Genomic DNA, 18,765 nt, shown 5'->3' on the forward strand with positions numbered 1-18,765 from the left:
TAAAATGCATCAACTCTCGCTTTTCAAGGAAATAGGTATGATAAAAACGCTCCTCTATGTCATCGTCCGTCTTTTATTTCGGGTCAAAGTGGTAGGCAAATTTCAGCGTCAAGAGAATCATACGGTTATCATTGCCAATCATCAATCATTTTTAGACGGACTGATTTTGGGGTTAATTCTTCCGATTAAACCGGTGTTTGTCGTTAATACCGAAATCGCAAAACGCCCGTTAGTAAGAGCATTTTTATCGCTAAGCGAATATCTCGCCATCGATCCAGCCAATCCGATGGCGATCAAACAGATCATCCGACTCGTTGAGAGCGGTCGCGCTGTTGTTATTTTCCCGGAGGGGCGAATCACAACAACGGGAAGTTTGATGAAAATCTACGAAGGCTCAGCCTTCGTCACCCTCAAAACAGCTGCGACAATCCATCCGATCATCATCGAGGGAGCAACATTTAGTACCCTTTCACGAATGCATAACGAACATCCAAAACGGTGGTTCCCCAAAATCACCCTCACTTATTGCACTCCCACTCGTCTAAACATAACGGATGGCGGAAGCACGCATGAGCGACGAACCAAATCGGGTGAAGCAATGCGAACATTACTACAACAATCTATCTTTGAATCACGTACTCCAAATACCCTCTTTGGGGCTTTTATCGATGCCTCAGAAAGCTACGGATATGCACGTCCTATCGCTGAAGATACCAAACAAATCGAATACACCTATCGACAACTCCTCACGATGGCATTGGGTTTGGGAAAACTCCTATCTCATCATACCGCGACAGGAGAATCCGTAGGGGTACTCATGCCGACCGCCGTTCCTGCATTAGGGATTATCCTTGGGCTCAATGCATTTGGACGCACCCCTGCAATGCTCAATTTTACTACCGGAAGTGATGGACTTCAAAGTGCCTGCACTGCCGCACAAATCAAAACGATCATTACCTCAAAAGCATTCGTCACACAAGGAAAACTCGAATCAAAGCTGGAAGGTTTGGAGGGGATTGGAATCCTCTATCTCGAAGATCTTCGTCCTCAAATGAAACTCATGGATAAACTCTGGCTGATGGGATGGGGACGATGGTTTCCGCGAACCGTGATGCACAAATCCGTACCCAAAGATCCGGCAGTGATCCTTTTCACATCAGGCTCAGAGGGAAAACCCAAAGGGGTCGTACTCTCGCATGATGCTATTTTGGCAAACATCGCTCAATTACGTTCCATCGTCGATTTCTCGACTGAGGATAAGATGCTTAATGCCCTGCCGATTTTTCACTCTTTTGGACTGACTGCGGGGACACTGTTGCCGATTTTGGGTGGAATTCCGCTATTTTTATACCCCTCACCCCTACACTATCGAGTCATTCCTGAAATTGCATATGATAGATCATGCACCATACTTTTTGGAACCAATACCTTTTTAAACCACTATGGAGCACATGCCCATCCATACGATTTTTACCGCCTCCGTTACGTTGTCGCAGGGGCTGAAAAACTCTCGGAAAGTGTGAAAGAGCTGTGGTTTGAAAAATTCGGTCTTCGAATTTTCGAAGGGTATGGAGCAACGGAAACGGCTCCCGTCATCGCCGTCAATACTCCGATGGCATACCGAAGCGGTACCGTTGGACAAATTTTACCAGGGATTGAGTCCAAACTCATTCGTGTACCGGGAATTGAAGAGGGAGGCATCTTGCACGTCAAGGGACCAAATGTCATGAGCGGCTATCTACGCGCTGAACGTCCCGGTTTTCTTGAAAAGCCAACCTCGGAGGCAGGCGATGGGTGGTATGATACGGGTGATGTCGTCACCATTGATGAAGAGGGATTTGTCCGAATACTCGGTCGAGTCAAACGATTTGCCAAAATCGCGGGGGAGATGATCTCGCTCGAATCCGTTGAAAAGCTTGCGATCTGTGCATCGCCCTCACATTTTCATGCGATCACATCCATAAGTGATGAAAAACGGGGAGAAGCCCTTGTTTTATTTACAACCGATCAAGAGCTGGAACGTGAGCTCCTGCAACAAGCTGCTCGTGTAGGCGGGTATCCCGAAATCGCTGTACCACGTAAAATCGTCTTTCTCGATGCTATTCCTGTATTAGGAACAGGCAAAACCGATTATGTCACCTTAAAATCAATGGCACAAAACATATGAGCAGCCCGTTTTATCTTCTCAGAACCCGCCGTTTCGCTCCGCTTTTCGGAACCCAATTTTTGGGAGCTTTTAACGATAATCTCTTTAAAAATACCCTTGCGGTTCTCCTGACATTTCAAGCTTCAACGTGGACATCTCTCTCCCCTGCACTGCTTGCTCCGCTCATCGGAGCCGTTTTTATCCTCCCGTTTTTTTTATTTTCGGGTGTTGCAGGGGAAATAGCTGATGCATATGACAAAGCGCGCCTTGCACGTATTGTCAAGGTATGGGAAATCTTTTTGATGGTGATTGCTCTCATCGGGTTTGCTGCGCACTCTTTTGTCACCCTGATGATCGTAGTATTTGGAATGGGAATGCACTCTACCCTCTTTGGTCCGATCAAATACTCGATCATCCCTCAGCACATGGAAGAAAATGAATTGGTCACGGCCAATGCCCTCGTCGAGTCAGGAACTTTTGCCGCTATTTTACTGGGTACCATCCTTGGCGGAGCCCTCTCAGCCATAGAAAACGGAGGGGTTATTGCAGCGAGTGCGGCTATCGCTATCGCCCTCATCGGTTATGGGTTTAGCCGCTATATCCCTTCAACACCTGCACTTGCTTCTAGCAATAGATTTTCAATCAATATTTTTACCCAGACACTCCATGCTATCCGTCTCTCCTATCACAACAAAATGGTTTTTTTCTCAATCCTTGCCATATCGTGGTTTTGGTTGTACGGAGCGCTTCTTCTTTCACAATTTCCTGCTTTTGTCAAATCGGTTCTTATGGGAGATGAAAAGACCGTCACCGTTTTATTGAGTCTTTTTACCCTCGGTATCGGAATAGGATCACTTCTTTGTGAACGGCTCAGCAACCATGAACTCAAACCATCACTCATTATTGTCGGAGCTATCGGCATGGGACTATCGGGGATTGATTTTGCCCTTAGTGCTCAACACTTCAGCGCATTGGGGAACCTCTATGCTAACCCCGAATTTTTTCACATCCTCTTGGATCTGACTCTTATCGGAGTATTCGGAGGGTTATACAGTGTTCCTCTCTATGCCTTGATCCAAGCCAAAAGTGAAATGCAATCGCGTTCCCGTATCATCGCCGCAAATAATATCCTCAATGCTCTCTTTATGGTAGCCGGTGCGATAGTGACAATGATTTTATTGGGAAATGGATTTCATATCTCGACGATATTCTTAATGATTGCGATGGGAACATTGTTAGTGGCAGGAGCTATTACAATGTTTTTTAAAAAGAGCAATTAGGTGAGGGTTACAGAGTAATCTGTGTCCCTACACCCTCAGAAGTAAAGAGTTCAAGCAAGATCGCATGCTCAATCCGTCCGTCAATAATATGGGCTTTTTTGACTCCCATATCAACCGCTTCAAGACACGAATCCACTTTCGGCACCATTCCGCCGCTAATCGTACCATCCGCTTTTAGTGCTTCTACTTCGGCTTCGCTCAACGTCGAGAAAAGCTCTTTATCTTTGTTGAGTACCCCCGGAGTGTCCGTCATAAAAATCACCTTACACGCCCCAATCGCTGCCGCAACCGCTGACGCGGCCAAGTCGGCATTTATATTGTACCCCGGATGTCCTACGATCGGATCAGAACCGATCGGAGCGATAACAGGTATAAATCCCTCTCGTAAAAGGTTGTGAATCACATCCGCATTGACACTCTCAACCCGTCCTGTAAGTCCGAATTTTGCTTCATCTTTCGGTTTGGCGCGCAAGAAATGGGCATCTTTTCCGCTGATACCGATCGCTTTTGCACCATAAGAATTGAGTAATGAAGTGATCTCTTTGTTGATCTCTCCACTGAGTACCATCTCCACGATCCGCATCACTTCAGGTGTACTCACACGTTCACCGTCGATAAATTCGGTCGGGATTTTCAAATCGTTCAGGAGTTGAGAAATACGGCTTCCACCGCCGTGAACGATTACGACTTTTACCCCGACCAGATGAAGCAATACGATGTCCTGAGCAAATTTAGCTTTGAGTTCATCGGAGGTTTGTGCCGATCCGCCGTATTTAATGACAACGATTTCATCGCGAAACTCTTTGATGAAGGGCATCGCATCCATCAGCGTTTTGACAGTATCAATCTTTTTTTGCATGAACATATTCCTTTACTGTACTAATCAACGTTTCATCTAACACTACGGAAAGGTCCAGAAGAGAGAGGTTGAGTTTAAACATTGACATTTTAACGAAGTCTTTTGAAGTTACCAAGAGGCTGGTCGCATCATATTGCTTGATAATGCTTTCAAGCTCGCCTTGAGTGAAAAAATGATGATCTTCAAAGTAGATTTTTTCTATCCCTTCTGGCAAATAGGGATCGAGCCGTTCAGGACGGGCAATCGCGGTAACCAGTACCATCTTTTCAGTCGGGTTTTTGATACTAACCGAACGCTGAAATGCAACTCTCTCCATCAAAATAGTCGCTTTTTTCCCAAACCACAGCCGCTCACGATAAGCACCCGAGGGGAGACAAAATGGATTTGGCGTCGGAACGGCAATCACAAGATCGAGTTTTTCGATCGAATGTTTTCCATATCCATCATCAAGCAATATGACATCACATCCCATCGCTTTGGCCTCTGCAATCCCGCGCTCTCGGATTTCACTCACAATAACCGTCGCTGAGGGGAGAGACTCGGCATAGAGCATCGCTTCATCACCGCTTCGTATGACATCGCACAGTATGGTGGTTTTATCTTTGACGACAACCATCCCTTTGCTTTTACGTCCATATCCGCGCAGTACAATTGCCGGTTTGTCAAAATGGCGTGCCAATTCGATAACAACAGGAGTTTTACCTGTTCCCCCTACGGTGAGGTTCCCTACACTGACAACCGGTATACCTTGTGATTTTGGAGAACTGCGAAGATAGCGGATGTATGCCAAAAGGCAGTACAGCCAACTAATCGGCAAAAGCAAGATAGAGAGGATTTTTTGAATCAGCGAGGGGTTATACAGATACCTCTCGCCCCATTGAACAAAATAACGCTTCAAACGCGTGTGGAAGCAACATCCAAAATTGCGTCACAGATCTCTTCGACCTGAGCATCGCTGAGAGCAGCATAATTAGGAATGGAGAGAACCTGCTGATAGTTTCGAAGTGCAACCGGAAAATCATTGACCCGCAACGAATATTTCGCTTTGTAATAACTAAGCAAATGAAGCGGTATATAGTGCAATCCGCACTCAATTCCCCGTGCGGAGAGCTCACGCGCAAATGAATCTCGGTTTTTATCGATTTTGATAATGTAGAGTGAAAACGGATGTTCATCATTCGCAACCGGCGTTTGGATATGAGGAGCATCGGCTAAACGCTCGTTATATATCTCCGCAATCTCTCGTTGGCGCTCAATAATATCATCTTGTTTCTCTAGCTGTACCAAAATCGTTGCTGCATCGAGCGGACTCATCATATACTGGCTTCCGATGTCCGTTACGTCGTAGATATATCCCAATCCCTCATCTTCGATCACCATCGCGTGGTTACGAAGCGACCTAGCCCGCTCCATAATGTCTTCATCATCACACACGAGCATACCGCCGTTGCAGACATTGCGACGCAAATGGGGACTAAAATCAAAACAAGTGATATCAGCACCCGTTGAGCCGATTTTTTGACCGTTGTAGGTAGCTCCCAACGCATCCGAAGCATCTTCGATAATTCTGACCTCATGCTCTTTTGCCATCGCATACAAACGATCCAAATCAACACACTGCCCTGCAACATGAGAGACAATCACTGCTTTGAGTTTTTTGGATTTATTTTCTGCCAAATAGGCTTCGAGCTTGTCCAAATCGATCGTAAAAGTATCGGGATTGATATCGATAAAAATCGGTTCAGCATCAAAGTGACGAACCACTTCAGGAACGGAAGGATACGCATTGATCGAACAAAGCACTTTATCGCCCCGTTTTAGATCGATAGCGAGCATCGCCAAATGGAGCGCCGCCGTTCCGTGTGATGTTGCAAGAGCGTATCCGGCTCCTGTATACGATTCAAACGCCGCTTCCAGATCTTCGATGATCGTAGGGGCTTCACCGTCAAATACTTCGTCAATTTTTTCACGTTCATCACCGCCGACTTCTACGCGGTAAAATGGGATATTCATATCTGCTTCCTTTTTCATAGGGTAATATCTCTCGGATAATTGAAATCATGATTAAGCGTTCGCGAGGTCAATTTCGCGATAATCGGCATACGCCGTTTAAATTGATTCTGATAAATTCTCTTTATTATCATACCGACTAATTCAGGATTTTCACCACTCTCTATCATCTCTTCGGATGTATGTCTCTCTTCAACATAGCGTTTTAAGACACGATCAAGATCGCTGTAAGGATAGCCTATCTCATTCTCATCGCTCTGTCCTTCCCACAAATCTGCTGAAGGAGGTTTTGAAATAATTGACTCCGGAACTCCCAAATAACGGGCTAAATCAAATACTTCCGTTTTGTACAGATCACCGATCGGATTGAGCGCACTTGCCAAATCACCATAAAGTGTTCCGTATCCAAGCATCAATTCACTCTTATTGCTCGTCCCCAAAACCAAAGCACCTTCGCGTGCTGAAATATCAAACAATGTTACCATCCGTAACCGTGCTGAGAGATTTCCTATCCGTAACGGTGACATATCAGATGTTTCATATGCACGAAGCATCGGTTCAATACTCTTGATCTCTGAACGAAGGGAAAAAGCGTTACATAATTCATCCGCATCGTTCAACGAACTCGCAGAGGAGTAGTGAGAGGGCATTTTTACACATAACAGATCATCGCCGAATGCACGGTGTGCCAGAACCGCAACAACGGCTGAATCTATCCCCCCGCTTAATCCGACCACTACTTTTTTCAGTCCTGTTTTACGAACTTCCTGACTTAGAAATTCAACTAAATAGCGACTGATGAGTTCGTATTTACTCACTGTCAAACCTTATCTTCGCATTAATTTTTTGTATTATAACTCATTTTGGTTACCGAATATGTCAACACTGATTTAACGATATTTTAGCGAGCTCATCCTTATCAAATCCGGCACGTTGACGGGCATCGCAGTTGACATTCACTTTGCGGGGGAAACTATTGGGATAATGTTTATCGATGATGTCGAAATAGCTAGAGAGTTCTTGATGTTCTTGTTTGCAAGCGTATTCAAACCACACGTCCCCTTTGCGGACATGATCAACCTCTTCTTCCAAAATCACATGAAGCGCGGCAACGATCTTTTGTATCATCGCATCACCCATATGCGGCTCTAATTTACGCAAGATCAACGGAGTGGCATCCAAACCGTTTGCTTCAAGATAACGGGGGACAACCGCCATTCTTTCATGAAGACTCAATGTTCGCATAGAGGCTTCAAACAGTGCATCATGTACAGGGAACTCTCCATACGAACTTCCCAACTCTTCTAGCAACGAAACGATCATCTCAAAATGACGTACCTCATCATCCGCAACGACAAGCCAATCTTCATCAAACGCTTCACCTAATCCGCGAAAACGATATACAGCATCCAAAGCCAAATCAATAGCGCTGTATTCGATGTGGGCAATCGCATGAAGGAGTAAAATCTGTCCGTGAGGCGTATTGAGCTTGGTTCGTCTCGGAACATCCTGAGGATCAATAACCTTACAATGCTCGTGATATGAGGGATGGGTAAAAACGATCGGTTCTGTTGTGCATTCGCGTGTGATTTCACCGCGACGATATGCGGCATAAAATGTTCTAAAAAGAGATATCTTCTCACTGGGATCAGAAGTGGTTAAAAGAGTTTCTAAAGTGCTGTAAAGTTCCATAAACGCCATTATATCGTGTCCAAAGCGTTATCTTTGCTATACTCTTATTTATGAAACCATCCGAAAAAAGCTATACCCTCTATATTCTCAAATGCAGTGACAATACCTACTATACTGGAATCGCACTCGATGTGGAAAAACGGCTAAATGAACACAATTCCTCAGACAAGGGAGCCAAATACACCCGCCATCGCCGTCCGGTCACACTTATGTACAGTGAACTATGCGATAATAAAAGCAGCGCCCTCAAACGAGAACGTGCCATCAAAACAATGAAACGATCCGCGAAGGAGGCTCTATGGAATTGTGGGTAAAAATCGCCGTCGTTTTGCTGATCGCGTTCTTCGTTTATCGAGAGATTATCAAGTCGGCACAAAAACCTTCAATCCAAACCTCCAAAGCAGGTTTTATGAGTCTCATGAGCATCGGTGGAGTTGTAGGAGCATTCACCTATATCGGAATGTCGATAACATGGGTAGAGACACGCGATCTTCGCCCCTATTCTAATCCCTCAGTATCCTCTGCTCAATTTGTCAGCGTGTATGATCGCGGAATCATTGAACTCAACGGTATGGTAATCAAAACCAATTTGGCAAAAAAGGGAGAACTCGCTTCTCTAGCCGAAAAACTTGTTCAAGAGTGTAATGGTGATGATGGATGTGAGGCGCAAAAACTTTTTGATTATGTTAGCGAGATTCCTTATCGCACCGATTATACAAGCCGAAACGCCATCACGGTTGTAAAAAGCCATTGGGGAGACTGCGATGATAAATCAAATCTATTTGCTTCATTACTCAATGAAAGAGGTATTGACTATCGTTTTGTCTATGTCCCTCATCATGTCTTCGTTGCTGTCCATCTCAAAGATACCGCTCACGTACCGTTTCTAAGTGCCAAACTCACAATAGAGGGAAAAGATTTTTATTACGCCGAAACAACGGCGGGCGGAGCAAAAATCGGAGAGTTCAACGGGCAGTTTCCCTACAGTTTTGAAGGGGTTTACGATATGAATAGAGATCAACCAGAAGAGCTATCCAACGTCAAATTTTCAATCGGATGAACGCTCTGATTTTATGCTACAATCCGAGCTAAAAAAGAGACACTTTATGGAAATTCTCAAACGTCCCATGGGCGATTATCAAACCAACTGTTATATTGTAAAAATCGATGATAAAGAGATCATCATCGATCCGGGGATGGGAGCAACTGAGTGGGTCATGGCGAACGTCAAAAATCCGATCGCCATCCTCAATACCCACGGACACTTCGACCACGTCTGGAGCAACAGTGAATTGCAATCCCAATTAAACATCCCTCTGTACTCTCCAAAAGGAGATATTGTGCTCATGCAAAGCAGTACATGGATGCCGGAACTCCCCCCTTCAACGCCGGATATCGCTGTCGATGGTGACAAAACGCTTGATATTAGCGGTATTGAGGTGAAATTTCACCATTTTCCCGGGCATTGTCCAGGATGTTCAATGATCGAGATCGGTGATGCTATTTTTAGCGGAGATTTTTTGTTTGAAGGCTCCATCGGACGATGGGATTTTCCCTACTCAAATGCGGAGTCTATGCGAGAGAGTTTACAAAAGTTCGCAAAATGGACTATAGATAAACCCCTCTATCCGGGGCACGGGAACCCGACCTCCGTTCGAGCGGAACAACGCAACGTCGATTACTGGCTTAGAATCGTTTAATCTTCAATGTTTTTCAAAAGATCCAAACGGAGAACATGCCGTTCTGTAATGACGGTTTTGAATTCTCCTTCGAAGACTTTAATCTCATGGACGTAGCCGCGAACGGTAACATTGCGTTTACGCCCCTCTTTTTGGTGCTCCGTCGCTTCAAATTCAACCATGTCTCCAACTCTCACAGGAGCTAAAAACAGACAATTGCACGACGCCAAAACAACATTAGGTTCATTAACCGCAACCATCGCGGCAAAATCGGCTGCACTGAAAATAAACCCGCCATGTACGAGTCCTACTTCATCTGCGCGCATTACTTCTGTCGTCTCCAGAACGACTTTAGCATATCCCGGTTCAATTTTAACGACTTCACCGCTGTATACTGTATTGATTCTCTCATGCGTATTCAATGCCGTCTGGGGATTGATGGCTACTTGAATCTCTTCATTCATTAAATCCAATTGATCTTTTTCCAAAATTACCCTCTTTTAATCCGGACATATCCCCGTTTCGGTGCGGGATATCCTTCTACTGTTTTGCTACTATCGGCAGGATCGAGAAAATCTTCAAGACTTTGTGATTCTATCCAAGCCGTTTTACGTTGTTCATCTGATGTTGTTACTACCGTACCCAATACCTCAAACGACGTAAATCCGGCACGCAAGCACCAGTTTTCCAATGCTTTGAGCGTCGGAACAAAATAGACATTGGTAATCTTCGAATAGCTTCCGCTCGGGCACAGAGCAACCGGTTCTTCGCCATCAATGATAAAAGTATCCAGATAGATTTCACCCCCCTCAGCCAACCCCTGGGCAAGAGCTTTGATCATTGCGACCGGATCACTGCGGTGATAAAGGACGCCTAGACAAAAGATCGTATCGAATTTCTCTTCATAAAATGGAAGATGTTCGACACCGAGCAGTTCATACACGATATCACTTTTGACATAATGGTTGATGAGATCGAATTGACATTTGAAGAGTGCAGAAGGATCAAATCCAACCACTTTTGCCGGCGCGTCTTCGAGAAAACGGAACATATAATAACCGTTGTTACATCCGATATCAGCTACTTTTTTACCGTGTAAATTGAAATGGGGACGGAGAAAGTTGTATTTGAGATCACTGCACCATTCAGTATCGATAAACAAACCAAATAGATCAAAAGGACCTTTACGCCATGGCATCATCAGTCGGGCAATCCGCTCCAGCTCAATCAGATCGATGGTCTCATTGGATAAGAGTGCAACAGTATTTCCAAGTTTAACCTCTGATTGGATCTGTGGAAGCAGACTAAGCGCTTCACGCAAGGGAGCAATATTTTTCCATGTCATCCATTTTTGGCGCTCTTGCCGAACGGCAGTTAAATCCATACTCACTCCTTACAATAATCTAAAAATTTTAGCCATATTAGGCTAAAATGCCCCCATGCGTATAGAAAAAAAAGCCACACTTATCTCTAGTTTCGTTGCCTTTTTACTGGTAGCGTTGAAACTGACGTTCGGTATTATCAGCGGATCAGTTGCCGTCTTAGCTTCGGCAATCGATTCTTTGCTCGACCTTGTTGTTTCAGCATTCAACTATTTTGCTCTTCACCATTCCGACAAAGAGCCCGATGAGCATTTCAACTTCGGGCGCCGAAAACTCGAACCGCTTGCCGCCGTGATCGAAGGGACGATTATTAGCCTTTCAGCCCTTTTCATCCTCTATGAATCGATTTCAAAAATCGTTCAAGGCAGCAGCGTAGAACATTTGGATGCTTCAATTATTGTCATGGCAATCTCGATTGTCATCACCGCAGGATTAGTACTCTTTTTGAGACATGTCGCCAACAAAACGGGCAATATGGTCATCCGAGCCGATTCGCTTCATTACCAAACCGATCTCCTCAGCAACGGTGCAGTCCTCTTGGCACTCGGATTGATCGCTCTCACCGATATTCCTCTCATTGATCCGCTTCTTGGGATAGGCATCAGCTTCTACATGCTCTATTCCGCGTTCCCTTTGATCAAAGAGGGTGTTTTGATGCTCCTTGATGCCGCGCTCGATTCGGAGAGTGTCGCTAAAATCAATGCTGTACTCAATGCACAAACCGATATAAGTTCGCATCACGATTTACGAACACGCCGTTCAGGAAGTGATATTTATCTGAGTGTTCATATCGTTTTTAGTATCAGTACATCTTTGTACGATGCACATATGGTAGGAGATAGAGTAGAACTGCTTTTAAAAAATCTATTTCCGGACGATCAAGTTCATCCGCTTATTCATCTGGATCCGTATGATGATTCTGAGGCAAATCACTGAAGAATAATCCTACGCGCTCAACGCGCGTATTCGACTACTCTGCTTTCGCGGATCACACTCACTTTTATCTCCCCGGGAAACTGCACTTTTTGAGAAATCTCATCGGCAATCTCTCGGGCGAGCAATATCGTCTCATCATCATTCACACTTTGTGCACTGACGATAACGCGTACTTCTCGCCCAGCATTGATGGCGTAAGCTTGTTTGACACCCGCTTTTTGAGTCGCGATCTCTTCGATCTCATTAACACGGCGTAAAAAACTTTCCAACACTTCACGACGTGCACCCGGACGGGCTGCAGAGAGAGTATCGGCGGCACATACCGCCGCACACTCGATACTTTTGATCTCTTCATGACCGTGATGGGCATAGATCGCATTGATCACTACCGGGTCTTCGCTGTAGCGACGGCACAATTCTACCCCTATATCGACATGATTTCCACCGTTGTCTTGGGTGAGTGTTTTACCGATGTCATGCAGTAGTCCCGCACGTCTTGCCAGTTTAACATCCCCTCCCATCTCTGAGGCCATAATACCGGCCAAATGGGCGACTTCGAGAGTATGTGCCAACGCATTTTGACCGTAACTAGATCGGTATTTGAGCCGACCGATCAGTTTCATCAGTTCAGGATGAACGCCCTGAACCCCGAGTTCAAGAACAATCTCTTCTCCCTCACGGGTCGTCGCTTCTTCGAACTCTTCGGAGACTTTTTGATATACCTCTTCGATCCGAGCCGGCTGGATACGTCCATCTTGAATCAAAAGCTCAATCGTCTTCGTCGCTATCGCACGGCGGTAGAGGTTGAACGAGCTGACGATAATCGCATTTGGAGTCTCATCGATAATAATATCGACACCGCTGACCATCTCCAAAGTTTTGATATTGCGCCCTTCTTTACCGATAATCCGCCCTTTAAGCTCATCATCATCCAGATGTATGACACTGATCAGACGCTCTGCAGCATAATCTCCTGCAAATCGTGATGTCGCCTGAGCCAATATGTATTCAGCTTTTCGTTTGAGCTGCTCTTTGCTCTGATCTTCCAAAAGGCGTAGTTCTCTGGCCAAAGACAAACGCTCGTTTTCACGAATCTGATCGAGTAAAATCGTTTTCGCTTCATGCGCCGATAATCCCGCACGTTGCTCAACAATCACCTTTATCTGTTCACTTTTTTGGCGGTAATCTTCTTTTAATTTCTCTAAAGCACGTTCATTGCGTTCGATATTGAGCCGTCTGTTTTCGAGTGCACTGCGTTCCAGTGCAAGTTTTTCCGCTTCGCTGTTTCGGAGAGTCTCAAACTCGTGTTCAGCACGAATGAGCTTTTCTTCACGAAACGAAAAATCTTTTTTTACTTGCTCAGAAGTCTCATCGTAGCGCTTTTGCGCCTCTTTCTCAATCTCACGTGAACGGAGCGATGCTCGCTCCAAAATCAATTGTGCTTCATTCTCAATCGCTTTGGATTTCGCACGTGCTTGTTCCAAATACAGATCAAAATGAGATGCGGTAATCTTTTTTGAAATTAAAAATCCGACTAACCCGCTCATCGCGGCAATACCGCTTCCTACGAGTAGTTCGTTTAACATTGCTTGTTTTCCTCATACTTTGAATCCCATGAGGGGTAATGAGCAAATCTCCTTGCACATCATAATCATCACATACGTCCTGCATCGTTCGACACAAGGAAGGTTGAACAAAAATTGTAAATGGTTTCGTTTTCAGAGTCGGAAAAAATCGATCATACATCCCCTTACCGAAACCTACTCGGCGCAAAGATAGGTCTACCCCTACTACGGGAACAATAGCTACATCTATTAAATTATATTTTCTATATGAATTCCGCGGCTCGTAAATACCAAAGGTCTTCCGTTCCAACGGGTATCTAAATGGTACCATTTTGAAACTGACGCCATCCATAAACGGTAAAAAAATCTTATGCTTGCGTCGCAGTGATAAAACACTTTTTCGAATATCCGCTTCAAATCCCATAGGCCAATAGAACAAGATCCGTTTTGCCCCTAATACGCGGATAATTTCGACTAAGATTTTGTTTATATTCTCGTCTCGTACTTTTTTTGTACACTCTGGGAGAGATTTAAGACGATGCATACAATGAGCTCGAACATCGCTTTTTGTCACTTTTTACCTTTGCTTCGTTATAATCTTCATAATTTTACTCTAAAAAGGTTTTGTATGCGAATATCTCATCTTTTGATCCCTTTATTCACCGTTACACTTTTATTTCAAGGATGCAATAAAAAAGAGTCTTCCGAAGATTCTTTGGTCTCAACTGCCAAATTTTCCCTCGTCGATACAAAAGGAAAAAGCTATACCGTAGAGAAACGAGGAGGAAATTTCACTCTGGATGCAGGAGAAGACAAAGTTGTCCTCTTTGATATTTTTGCAACCTGGTGTCCACCATGTCAAGCCGAAGTGATGCATCTTGGAAATTTGCAAAAAAAATACGGGGATAAACTGATTGTCATGGGGATCACAATCGAAGAGGATCAAAGCAACGAATCCCTCGATAAATTCCGTGAAAAATACCGTGGAGGCGATTACCGCATTGCCAACAAAGCGGATAATCAGCCGCTCGCGCGGGCAATCGCTTCTACCATCGGCGTAGGGCAGCAATTCCCGATTCCTTTGATGGTTTTGTATAAAAACGGTGAATACGTCACCCACTACGCGGGTGCAACCCAAGAAGAGATTATCGATCGTGATATCGCACAAGCATTAGGAAAATAACCATGTTTTCATTTATCAAAAAAGGGCTGCAAAAAACCATCGATGCAATCGCTGCGATTGCACCGGAACGAAAAGCCAAAATCTCGAAAGACGAGCTTGAAAATATTCTTCTGGAAGCCGATGTCGAATACGATCTGGTAGAAATTATTTTACGAGAGCTTTATCAAGACAACATTACCCGAGATCAGCTCCGTTCCAAACTTCTTGCAACACTCAGTTTTGCGCAGAATACACTCCCTGAAAACCCGAATAAACCTACCGTTACACTTATTATCGGTGTCAACGGCGCAGGAAAAACAACTACAATCGCAAAACTGGCCAAACACCATCTCAACAAAGGAGAACGGGTTATTCTCGGGGCAGGAGATACTTTCCGTGCCGCCGCTATCGAACAGCTCACCCGCTGGGCGGATAAACTCGAAATCCCTATCGTCTCATCACGACAAGGACACGATCCAAGCGCAGTAGCGTATGATACGATCGAATCGGCTAAAGCACGCGGATTAGAACAGGTGATCATCGATACGGCAGGTCGACTTCATACTCAAACCAACCTTGGCAATGAACTCAAAAAAATCGTCCGTATCTGCGATAAAGCCCATACCGGTGCTCCTCACCGCAAAATTTTGATCTTGGATGGAACCCAAGGCTCTTCGGCTATCGCGCAGGCAAAAGCGTTTAACGAGATGGTAGGAGTAGATGGAATCATCATCACAAAACTCGATGGAACGGCCAAAGGGGGATCGGTATTTTCGATCGCTTACGCCCTCTCACTTCCAATCCTCTACATCGGTGTCGGAGAACAGCCCGATCATCTGATACCGTTTGATAAATACGAATTTGTCGATGGTATTTTGGATGCAATCTTTGGGGAAGAATCTCAAAAATAATGGCCAAGAAAAAAACCGTCCTCTTCGAATGCCAGCACTGCGGATTCACCACCCCAAAATGGATGGGAAAATGTACGAACTGCGGTGCATGGGAATCTCTGATCGAACTCAACGAACAACAACAAGAGATTATCAAACTCACATCTTCAGCATCAGGTTCAAATACGCTAAAAGCAAAAGAGATTACTCAAATCGTTGAAGAGTATACCGAACGCTTCAGCAGTGACGATGCCGAACTCGATATGGTTCTTGGCGGCGGAGTCGTTCCGGGTTCACTGGTACTCATCGGCGGAAGCCCTGGGGTCGGTAAATCAACCCTCCTTTTAAAAATCGCTTCCAATCTAGCACGTCAGAACCGCAATGTCCTCTATGTTAGCGGTGAAGAGAGTGAAGGACAAATCAAACTTCGAGCGAATCGTCTTGGAGCCAATGTCGACAATCTCTATCTTTTAGCTGAAATTCGACTGGAACACGTATTATCAGAACTCCATGAACGCCCATATGAGTGTATTATTATCGATTCGATACAAACACTCTATTCTGAAACGATTGCTTCAGCCCCGGGTTCAGTCACACAAGTTCGGCAAATCACTTTTGATCTGATGCGTATCGCCAAAGAACGCCGAATCGCCATCTTTATCATCGGTCATATTACGAAAGAAGGGTCCATTGCGGGACCTCGCGTTCTAGAACACATGGTGGATGTCGTCCTCTACTTCGAAGGTGATAGCGCCCATGAATTGCGAATCCTGCGAGGATTCAAAAACCGTTTCGGTCCTACCAGTGAGATCGGCGTATTCGAAATGCGTCATGATGGTCTGGTTTCGGCAAAAGATCTATCCTCACGTTTTTTTAACCGTACCAAAGCTCAAAGCGGTTCTGCCCTCACGGTGATTATGGAGGGAACGCGTCCGATCGTTCTCGAAGTCCAAGCTCTCGTCAGCGATACCCATGCACCCAACCCAAAACGCCAAGCAACCGGATTTGAAAACAACCGGCTCAATATGCTTCTCGCTCTCTTGGAACGCAAACTGGAAATTCCACTCAATAGCTACGATGTTTTTATCAACATTACCGGAGGGATCAAAATCACCGAAACTTCGGCCGATTTGGCGATTTTAGCTGCTATTATCAGCAGTTTTCGCAATCGCGCTATCTCAAAAGAGACGGTATTCATCGGCGAAGTCTCTCTTGTCGGAGACATCCGAGAGGTCTATCAGCTTGATCAACGCCTCAAAGAAGCAGCTTCACAGCAGATTACAAAAGCATTGATTCCGAAAAAACCGATTGAGAAAACAAGCATCAAATGTTACGAAATTGACGAAGTAAGTAAACTGTTAGAGTGGTTTTAACCAAAATTTTCGTATAATTAGCCATTAACAATGAAGGATATTTTTATGCCAGTATGTTCTATTGTAGCCGACCATAAATCTGAAGAGCGCTATACCAAGCTCTCACTTGCGTATTCGACTGAAGAAGAACACCAAATGATCGAACAAGTCATAGCGGAGTGCACATCTCTATGTTCGTTAAAACCAAATATCTACGGCGGAGCCGTAACGGAAGGAAAACGGATGATTACAATCGAATATCATGACGATTGTGATCGTGAGGGGGGCAAAGTATACGATGCCATTATCAAAAAATTAGGGATTGAAGAGTGCCGTTAAGCAAAAATGCCGCTGATTTAAGCGTCCAACGTCTCAAAGAGTTTGCAGAAGGAAATGAAACCTTCCAGCAAACCTATTTCAAACAACACGAAGCTCGACTCTTAAATCTCGTTAAAGAAGGACAAAACCCTCGTGCCCTTTTTATAGGATGTTCTGACTCTCGTGTAATTCCTGATCTTATTGTCCAATCAAGCCCGGGAGATCTTTTTGTTGTCCGTAATGTTGGTAACTTCGTGGCACCCTACAAACCGGATGAAGATTTTCACTCTACCGCCGCAGGAATTGAATACGCTGTTTTAGTCTTGGGAGTATCGGAGATTATCATCTGCGGACATTCTCATTGCGGTGCGATTGAAGCTCTCTATAAATCATCATGCGATACATCGATGATCCATACGGCAAAATGGCTTACACTCGGGGAAAAAGCCAAAGGTATAGCAATCACTGCACTGGGTGAGAACGCTCCGCGCAAGGAGCTTTTACGGGCGACGGAAAGATTATCGATCGTAACACAGATCGAAAATCTTCTTACTTACCCTTACGTCAAAAAGCTCGTAGATGAAGACAAACTCTTTATCCATGGCTGGTATTATGATATTGAAACCGGAGCGATCGAATATTACGATCCCGATTTCTATGAATTTCGTCCTCTGAGCGAATTGGGAGAATAACCTCTCCTACCAATCCAAATACAAAAAGAGTGCCGATAAAAAGTAGTTGGCAACAAAAATCGCTACAGCCGAATAAACAACGGCGTAAATTGTCGATTGCCCTACTCCACGCGCTCCACCGCTCGTATGATACCCGATATAACTCCCGATCGAACTCACAATAAACCCGAATACCGCTGCTTTGATCACACCGGTCATAATATCGTCAAACTCACCCAATCGCATCAATGTTTCTTGATACGCAATAGGGTTAATCCCCAATACGCCCGTGGAAATCAGATATGCAGAACTGATAGCTACAAAATCAAACCAAATGACCAATAAGGGCAAAGAGATGACGGTCGCAATAATACGCGGTGTGATAAGATACCCTTTTGAATCGACCCCTAAAATATCGATTGCATCGATCTGCTCACTTACCCTCATCGTCCCCAGTTCAGCAGCCATTGCACTGATTGAGCGTGAAATGAGCATCAATGAGGCAAATACCGGACCTAACTCACGTGTAATCGAATAGAATACAGTATAGCCTGTAAAATTTTCTGCCCCAAATTGATGAAATCCGTTATAGAGCTGAATCGCTTCAACCATCCCCGTAAAAAGTGCCGTCAGAGTAATAACGCCCATACATCCCATACCGACCGTTTCGATTTGTCCAAACAAAATTTTCGGACGTTTGAATATATGGGGATAGAGTCGAAAAAGTTTTAACTGAAATAAAATAAAAACACCGAATCTCTCAATGGTCTCATACGATCGGACAAAAGGGCGACCGATATATCCCAAAATTGTTTCTAACATA

The 18,765-nt window shown here is 44.6% G+C and carries 21 protein-coding genes; 11 read left to right on the forward strand and 10 right to left on the reverse strand.

Features of this window, described 5'->3' with window-relative positions; genetic code table 11:
- The first annotated feature begins 37 nt into the window (after positions 1 to 37).
- Both aas and CJD30_RS05925 read left to right on the forward strand, forming a co-directional pair.
- On the forward strand, positions 38 to 2,167 hold the full coding sequence (gene aas / locus CJD30_RS05920; protein ID WP_294917342.1) for a bifunctional acyl-ACP--phospholipid O-acyltransferase/long-chain-fatty-acid--ACP ligase: 2,130 nt from the start codon (positions 38 to 40) through the stop codon (positions 2,165 to 2,167).
- The gene (locus CJD30_RS05925) at positions 2,164 to 3,426 is read left to right on the forward strand and encodes an MFS transporter (RefSeq protein ID WP_294917344.1); all 1,263 of its coding nucleotides are present in this window, start codon (positions 2,164 to 2,166) and stop codon (positions 3,424 to 3,426) included. The genes aas and CJD30_RS05925 overlap by 4 nt, the downstream gene beginning before the upstream one ends.
- 7 nt (positions 3,427 to 3,433) lie before the next feature.
- Here the strand turns inward: CJD30_RS05925 and argB are convergent, their stop codons facing one another.
- From argB to CJD30_RS05950, 5 genes are all read right to left on the reverse strand, one after another.
- Positions 3,434 to 4,285, reverse strand: coding sequence for an acetylglutamate kinase (argB, locus tag CJD30_RS05930; RefSeq protein ID WP_294917347.1), 852 nt, complete (start codon positions 4,283 to 4,285; stop codon positions 3,434 to 3,436).
- The gene (locus CJD30_RS05935; RefSeq protein WP_294917349.1) at positions 4,269 to 5,183 is read right to left on the reverse strand and encodes a tetraacyldisaccharide 4'-kinase; all 915 of its coding nucleotides are present in this window, start codon (positions 5,181 to 5,183) and stop codon (positions 4,269 to 4,271) included. The genes argB and CJD30_RS05935 overlap by 17 nt, the downstream gene beginning before the upstream one ends.
- Positions 5,180 to 6,298 carry a DegT/DnrJ/EryC1/StrS aminotransferase family protein gene (locus CJD30_RS05940; protein WP_294917351.1) on the reverse strand — a complete coding sequence of 373 codons (1,119 nt, stop codon included), beginning with the start codon at positions 6,296 to 6,298 and terminating at the stop codon, positions 5,180 to 5,182. Before CJD30_RS05940 ends, CJD30_RS05935 begins: the two co-directional genes overlap by 4 nt.
- A 14-nt stretch (positions 6,299 to 6,312) precedes the next feature.
- Entirely contained in the window at positions 6,313 to 7,113 is an 801-nt protein-coding gene (locus CJD30_RS05945) for an NAD+ synthase (RefSeq protein WP_294917353.1), read from the reverse strand.
- Positions 7,114 to 7,174: 61 nt separating this feature from the next.
- Positions 7,175 to 7,987, reverse strand: a complete 813-nt coding sequence (locus tag CJD30_RS05950) for a ferritin-like domain-containing protein (protein ID WP_294917356.1) — start codon at positions 7,985 to 7,987, stop codon at positions 7,175 to 7,177.
- Between the two features lie 50 nt (positions 7,988 to 8,037).
- On the opposite strand from CJD30_RS05950, the gene CJD30_RS05955 reads away from it, so the two are divergent.
- From CJD30_RS05955 to CJD30_RS05965, 3 genes are read left to right on the forward strand one after another with little or no spacing between them, the layout of a single operon-like run.
- Positions 8,038 to 8,301: a GIY-YIG nuclease family protein gene (locus tag CJD30_RS05955; RefSeq protein WP_294917358.1), complete on the forward strand. Its 264-nt coding sequence runs from the start codon at positions 8,038 to 8,040 to the stop codon at positions 8,299 to 8,301.
- The gene (locus CJD30_RS05960) at positions 8,286 to 9,047 is read left to right on the forward strand and encodes a transglutaminase-like domain-containing protein (RefSeq protein ID WP_294917360.1); all 762 of its coding nucleotides are present in this window, start codon (positions 8,286 to 8,288) and stop codon (positions 9,045 to 9,047) included. Before CJD30_RS05955 ends, CJD30_RS05960 begins: the two co-directional genes overlap by 16 nt.
- A gap of 46 nt (positions 9,048 to 9,093) precedes the next feature.
- Positions 9,094 to 9,687, forward strand: coding sequence for an MBL fold metallo-hydrolase (locus CJD30_RS05965; protein ID WP_294917362.1), 594 nt, complete (start codon positions 9,094 to 9,096; stop codon positions 9,685 to 9,687).
- Here CJD30_RS05965 and CJD30_RS05970 read toward each other — a convergent pair.
- On the reverse strand, positions 9,684 to 10,154 hold the full coding sequence (locus CJD30_RS05970) for a PaaI family thioesterase (RefSeq protein ID WP_294917364.1): 471 nt from the start codon (positions 10,152 to 10,154) through the stop codon (positions 9,684 to 9,686). The genes CJD30_RS05965 and CJD30_RS05970 overlap by 4 nt on opposite strands.
- Positions 10,155 to 10,156: 2 nt before the next feature.
- Complete coding sequence (cmoB, locus tag CJD30_RS05975) at positions 10,157 to 11,050, reverse strand: tRNA 5-methoxyuridine(34)/uridine 5-oxyacetic acid(34) synthase CmoB (protein ID WP_294917365.1); 894 nt, start codon at positions 11,048 to 11,050, stop codon at positions 10,157 to 10,159.
- A 55-nt stretch (positions 11,051 to 11,105) separates the two neighbouring features.
- On the opposite strand from cmoB, the gene CJD30_RS05980 reads away from it, so the two are divergent.
- Positions 11,106 to 11,984 (forward strand): cation diffusion facilitator family transporter, encoded by an 879-nt coding sequence (locus CJD30_RS05980; protein ID WP_294917368.1) that lies wholly within the window; start codon positions 11,106 to 11,108, stop codon positions 11,982 to 11,984.
- A gap of 17 nt (positions 11,985 to 12,001) precedes the next feature.
- Here the strand turns inward: CJD30_RS05980 and rny are convergent, their stop codons facing one another.
- Together rny and CJD30_RS05990 are read right to left on the reverse strand one after the other, a co-directional pair.
- Positions 12,002 to 13,570, reverse strand: coding sequence for a ribonuclease Y (rny, locus tag CJD30_RS05985; protein ID WP_294917370.1), 1,569 nt, complete (start codon positions 13,568 to 13,570; stop codon positions 12,002 to 12,004).
- A complete protein-coding gene (locus CJD30_RS05990) occupies positions 13,476 to 14,123 on the reverse strand; it encodes a 5-formyltetrahydrofolate cyclo-ligase (protein ID WP_294917372.1) in 648 nt (215 codons plus the stop codon). The genes rny and CJD30_RS05990 overlap by 95 nt, the downstream gene beginning before the upstream one ends.
- 54 nt (positions 14,124 to 14,177) lie before the next feature.
- On the opposite strand from CJD30_RS05990, the gene CJD30_RS05995 reads away from it, so the two are divergent.
- The 5 genes from CJD30_RS05995 to CJD30_RS06015 are packed head-to-tail and all read left to right on the forward strand — an operon-like array spanning position 14,178 to position 17,963.
- Positions 14,178 to 14,732, forward strand: coding sequence for a TlpA disulfide reductase family protein (locus tag CJD30_RS05995; protein ID WP_294917374.1), 555 nt, complete (start codon positions 14,178 to 14,180; stop codon positions 14,730 to 14,732).
- A 2-nt stretch (positions 14,733 to 14,734) separates the two neighbouring features.
- Complete coding sequence (gene ftsY / locus CJD30_RS06000) at positions 14,735 to 15,622, forward strand: signal recognition particle-docking protein FtsY (protein WP_294917376.1); 888 nt, start codon at positions 14,735 to 14,737, stop codon at positions 15,620 to 15,622.
- A complete protein-coding gene (gene radA / locus CJD30_RS06005; protein WP_294917378.1) occupies positions 15,622 to 16,974 on the forward strand; it encodes a DNA repair protein RadA in 1,353 nt (450 codons plus the stop codon). The genes ftsY and radA overlap by 1 nt, the downstream gene beginning before the upstream one ends.
- A gap of 45 nt (positions 16,975 to 17,019) precedes the next feature.
- Positions 17,020 to 17,292, forward strand: coding sequence for a hypothetical protein (locus tag CJD30_RS06010; protein WP_294917379.1), 273 nt, complete (start codon positions 17,020 to 17,022; stop codon positions 17,290 to 17,292).
- Positions 17,283 to 17,963 carry a carbonic anhydrase gene (locus CJD30_RS06015; protein WP_294917382.1) on the forward strand — a complete coding sequence of 227 codons (681 nt, stop codon included), beginning with the start codon at positions 17,283 to 17,285 and terminating at the stop codon, positions 17,961 to 17,963. The genes CJD30_RS06010 and CJD30_RS06015 overlap by 10 nt, the downstream gene beginning before the upstream one ends.
- A gap of 6 nt (positions 17,964 to 17,969) precedes the next feature.
- Here CJD30_RS06015 and CJD30_RS06020 read toward each other — a convergent pair whose 3' ends face one another.
- Positions 17,970 to 18,764 (reverse strand): ABC transporter permease, encoded by a 795-nt coding sequence (locus CJD30_RS06020; RefSeq protein WP_294917383.1) that lies wholly within the window; start codon positions 18,762 to 18,764, stop codon positions 17,970 to 17,972.
- Position 18,765: the final 1 nt, after the last annotated feature.

The organism is Sulfuricurvum sp. PD_MW2, from assembly GCF_002633015.1.
Classification (GTDB): Bacteria; Campylobacterota; Campylobacteria; order Campylobacterales; family Sulfurimonadaceae; genus Sulfuricurvum.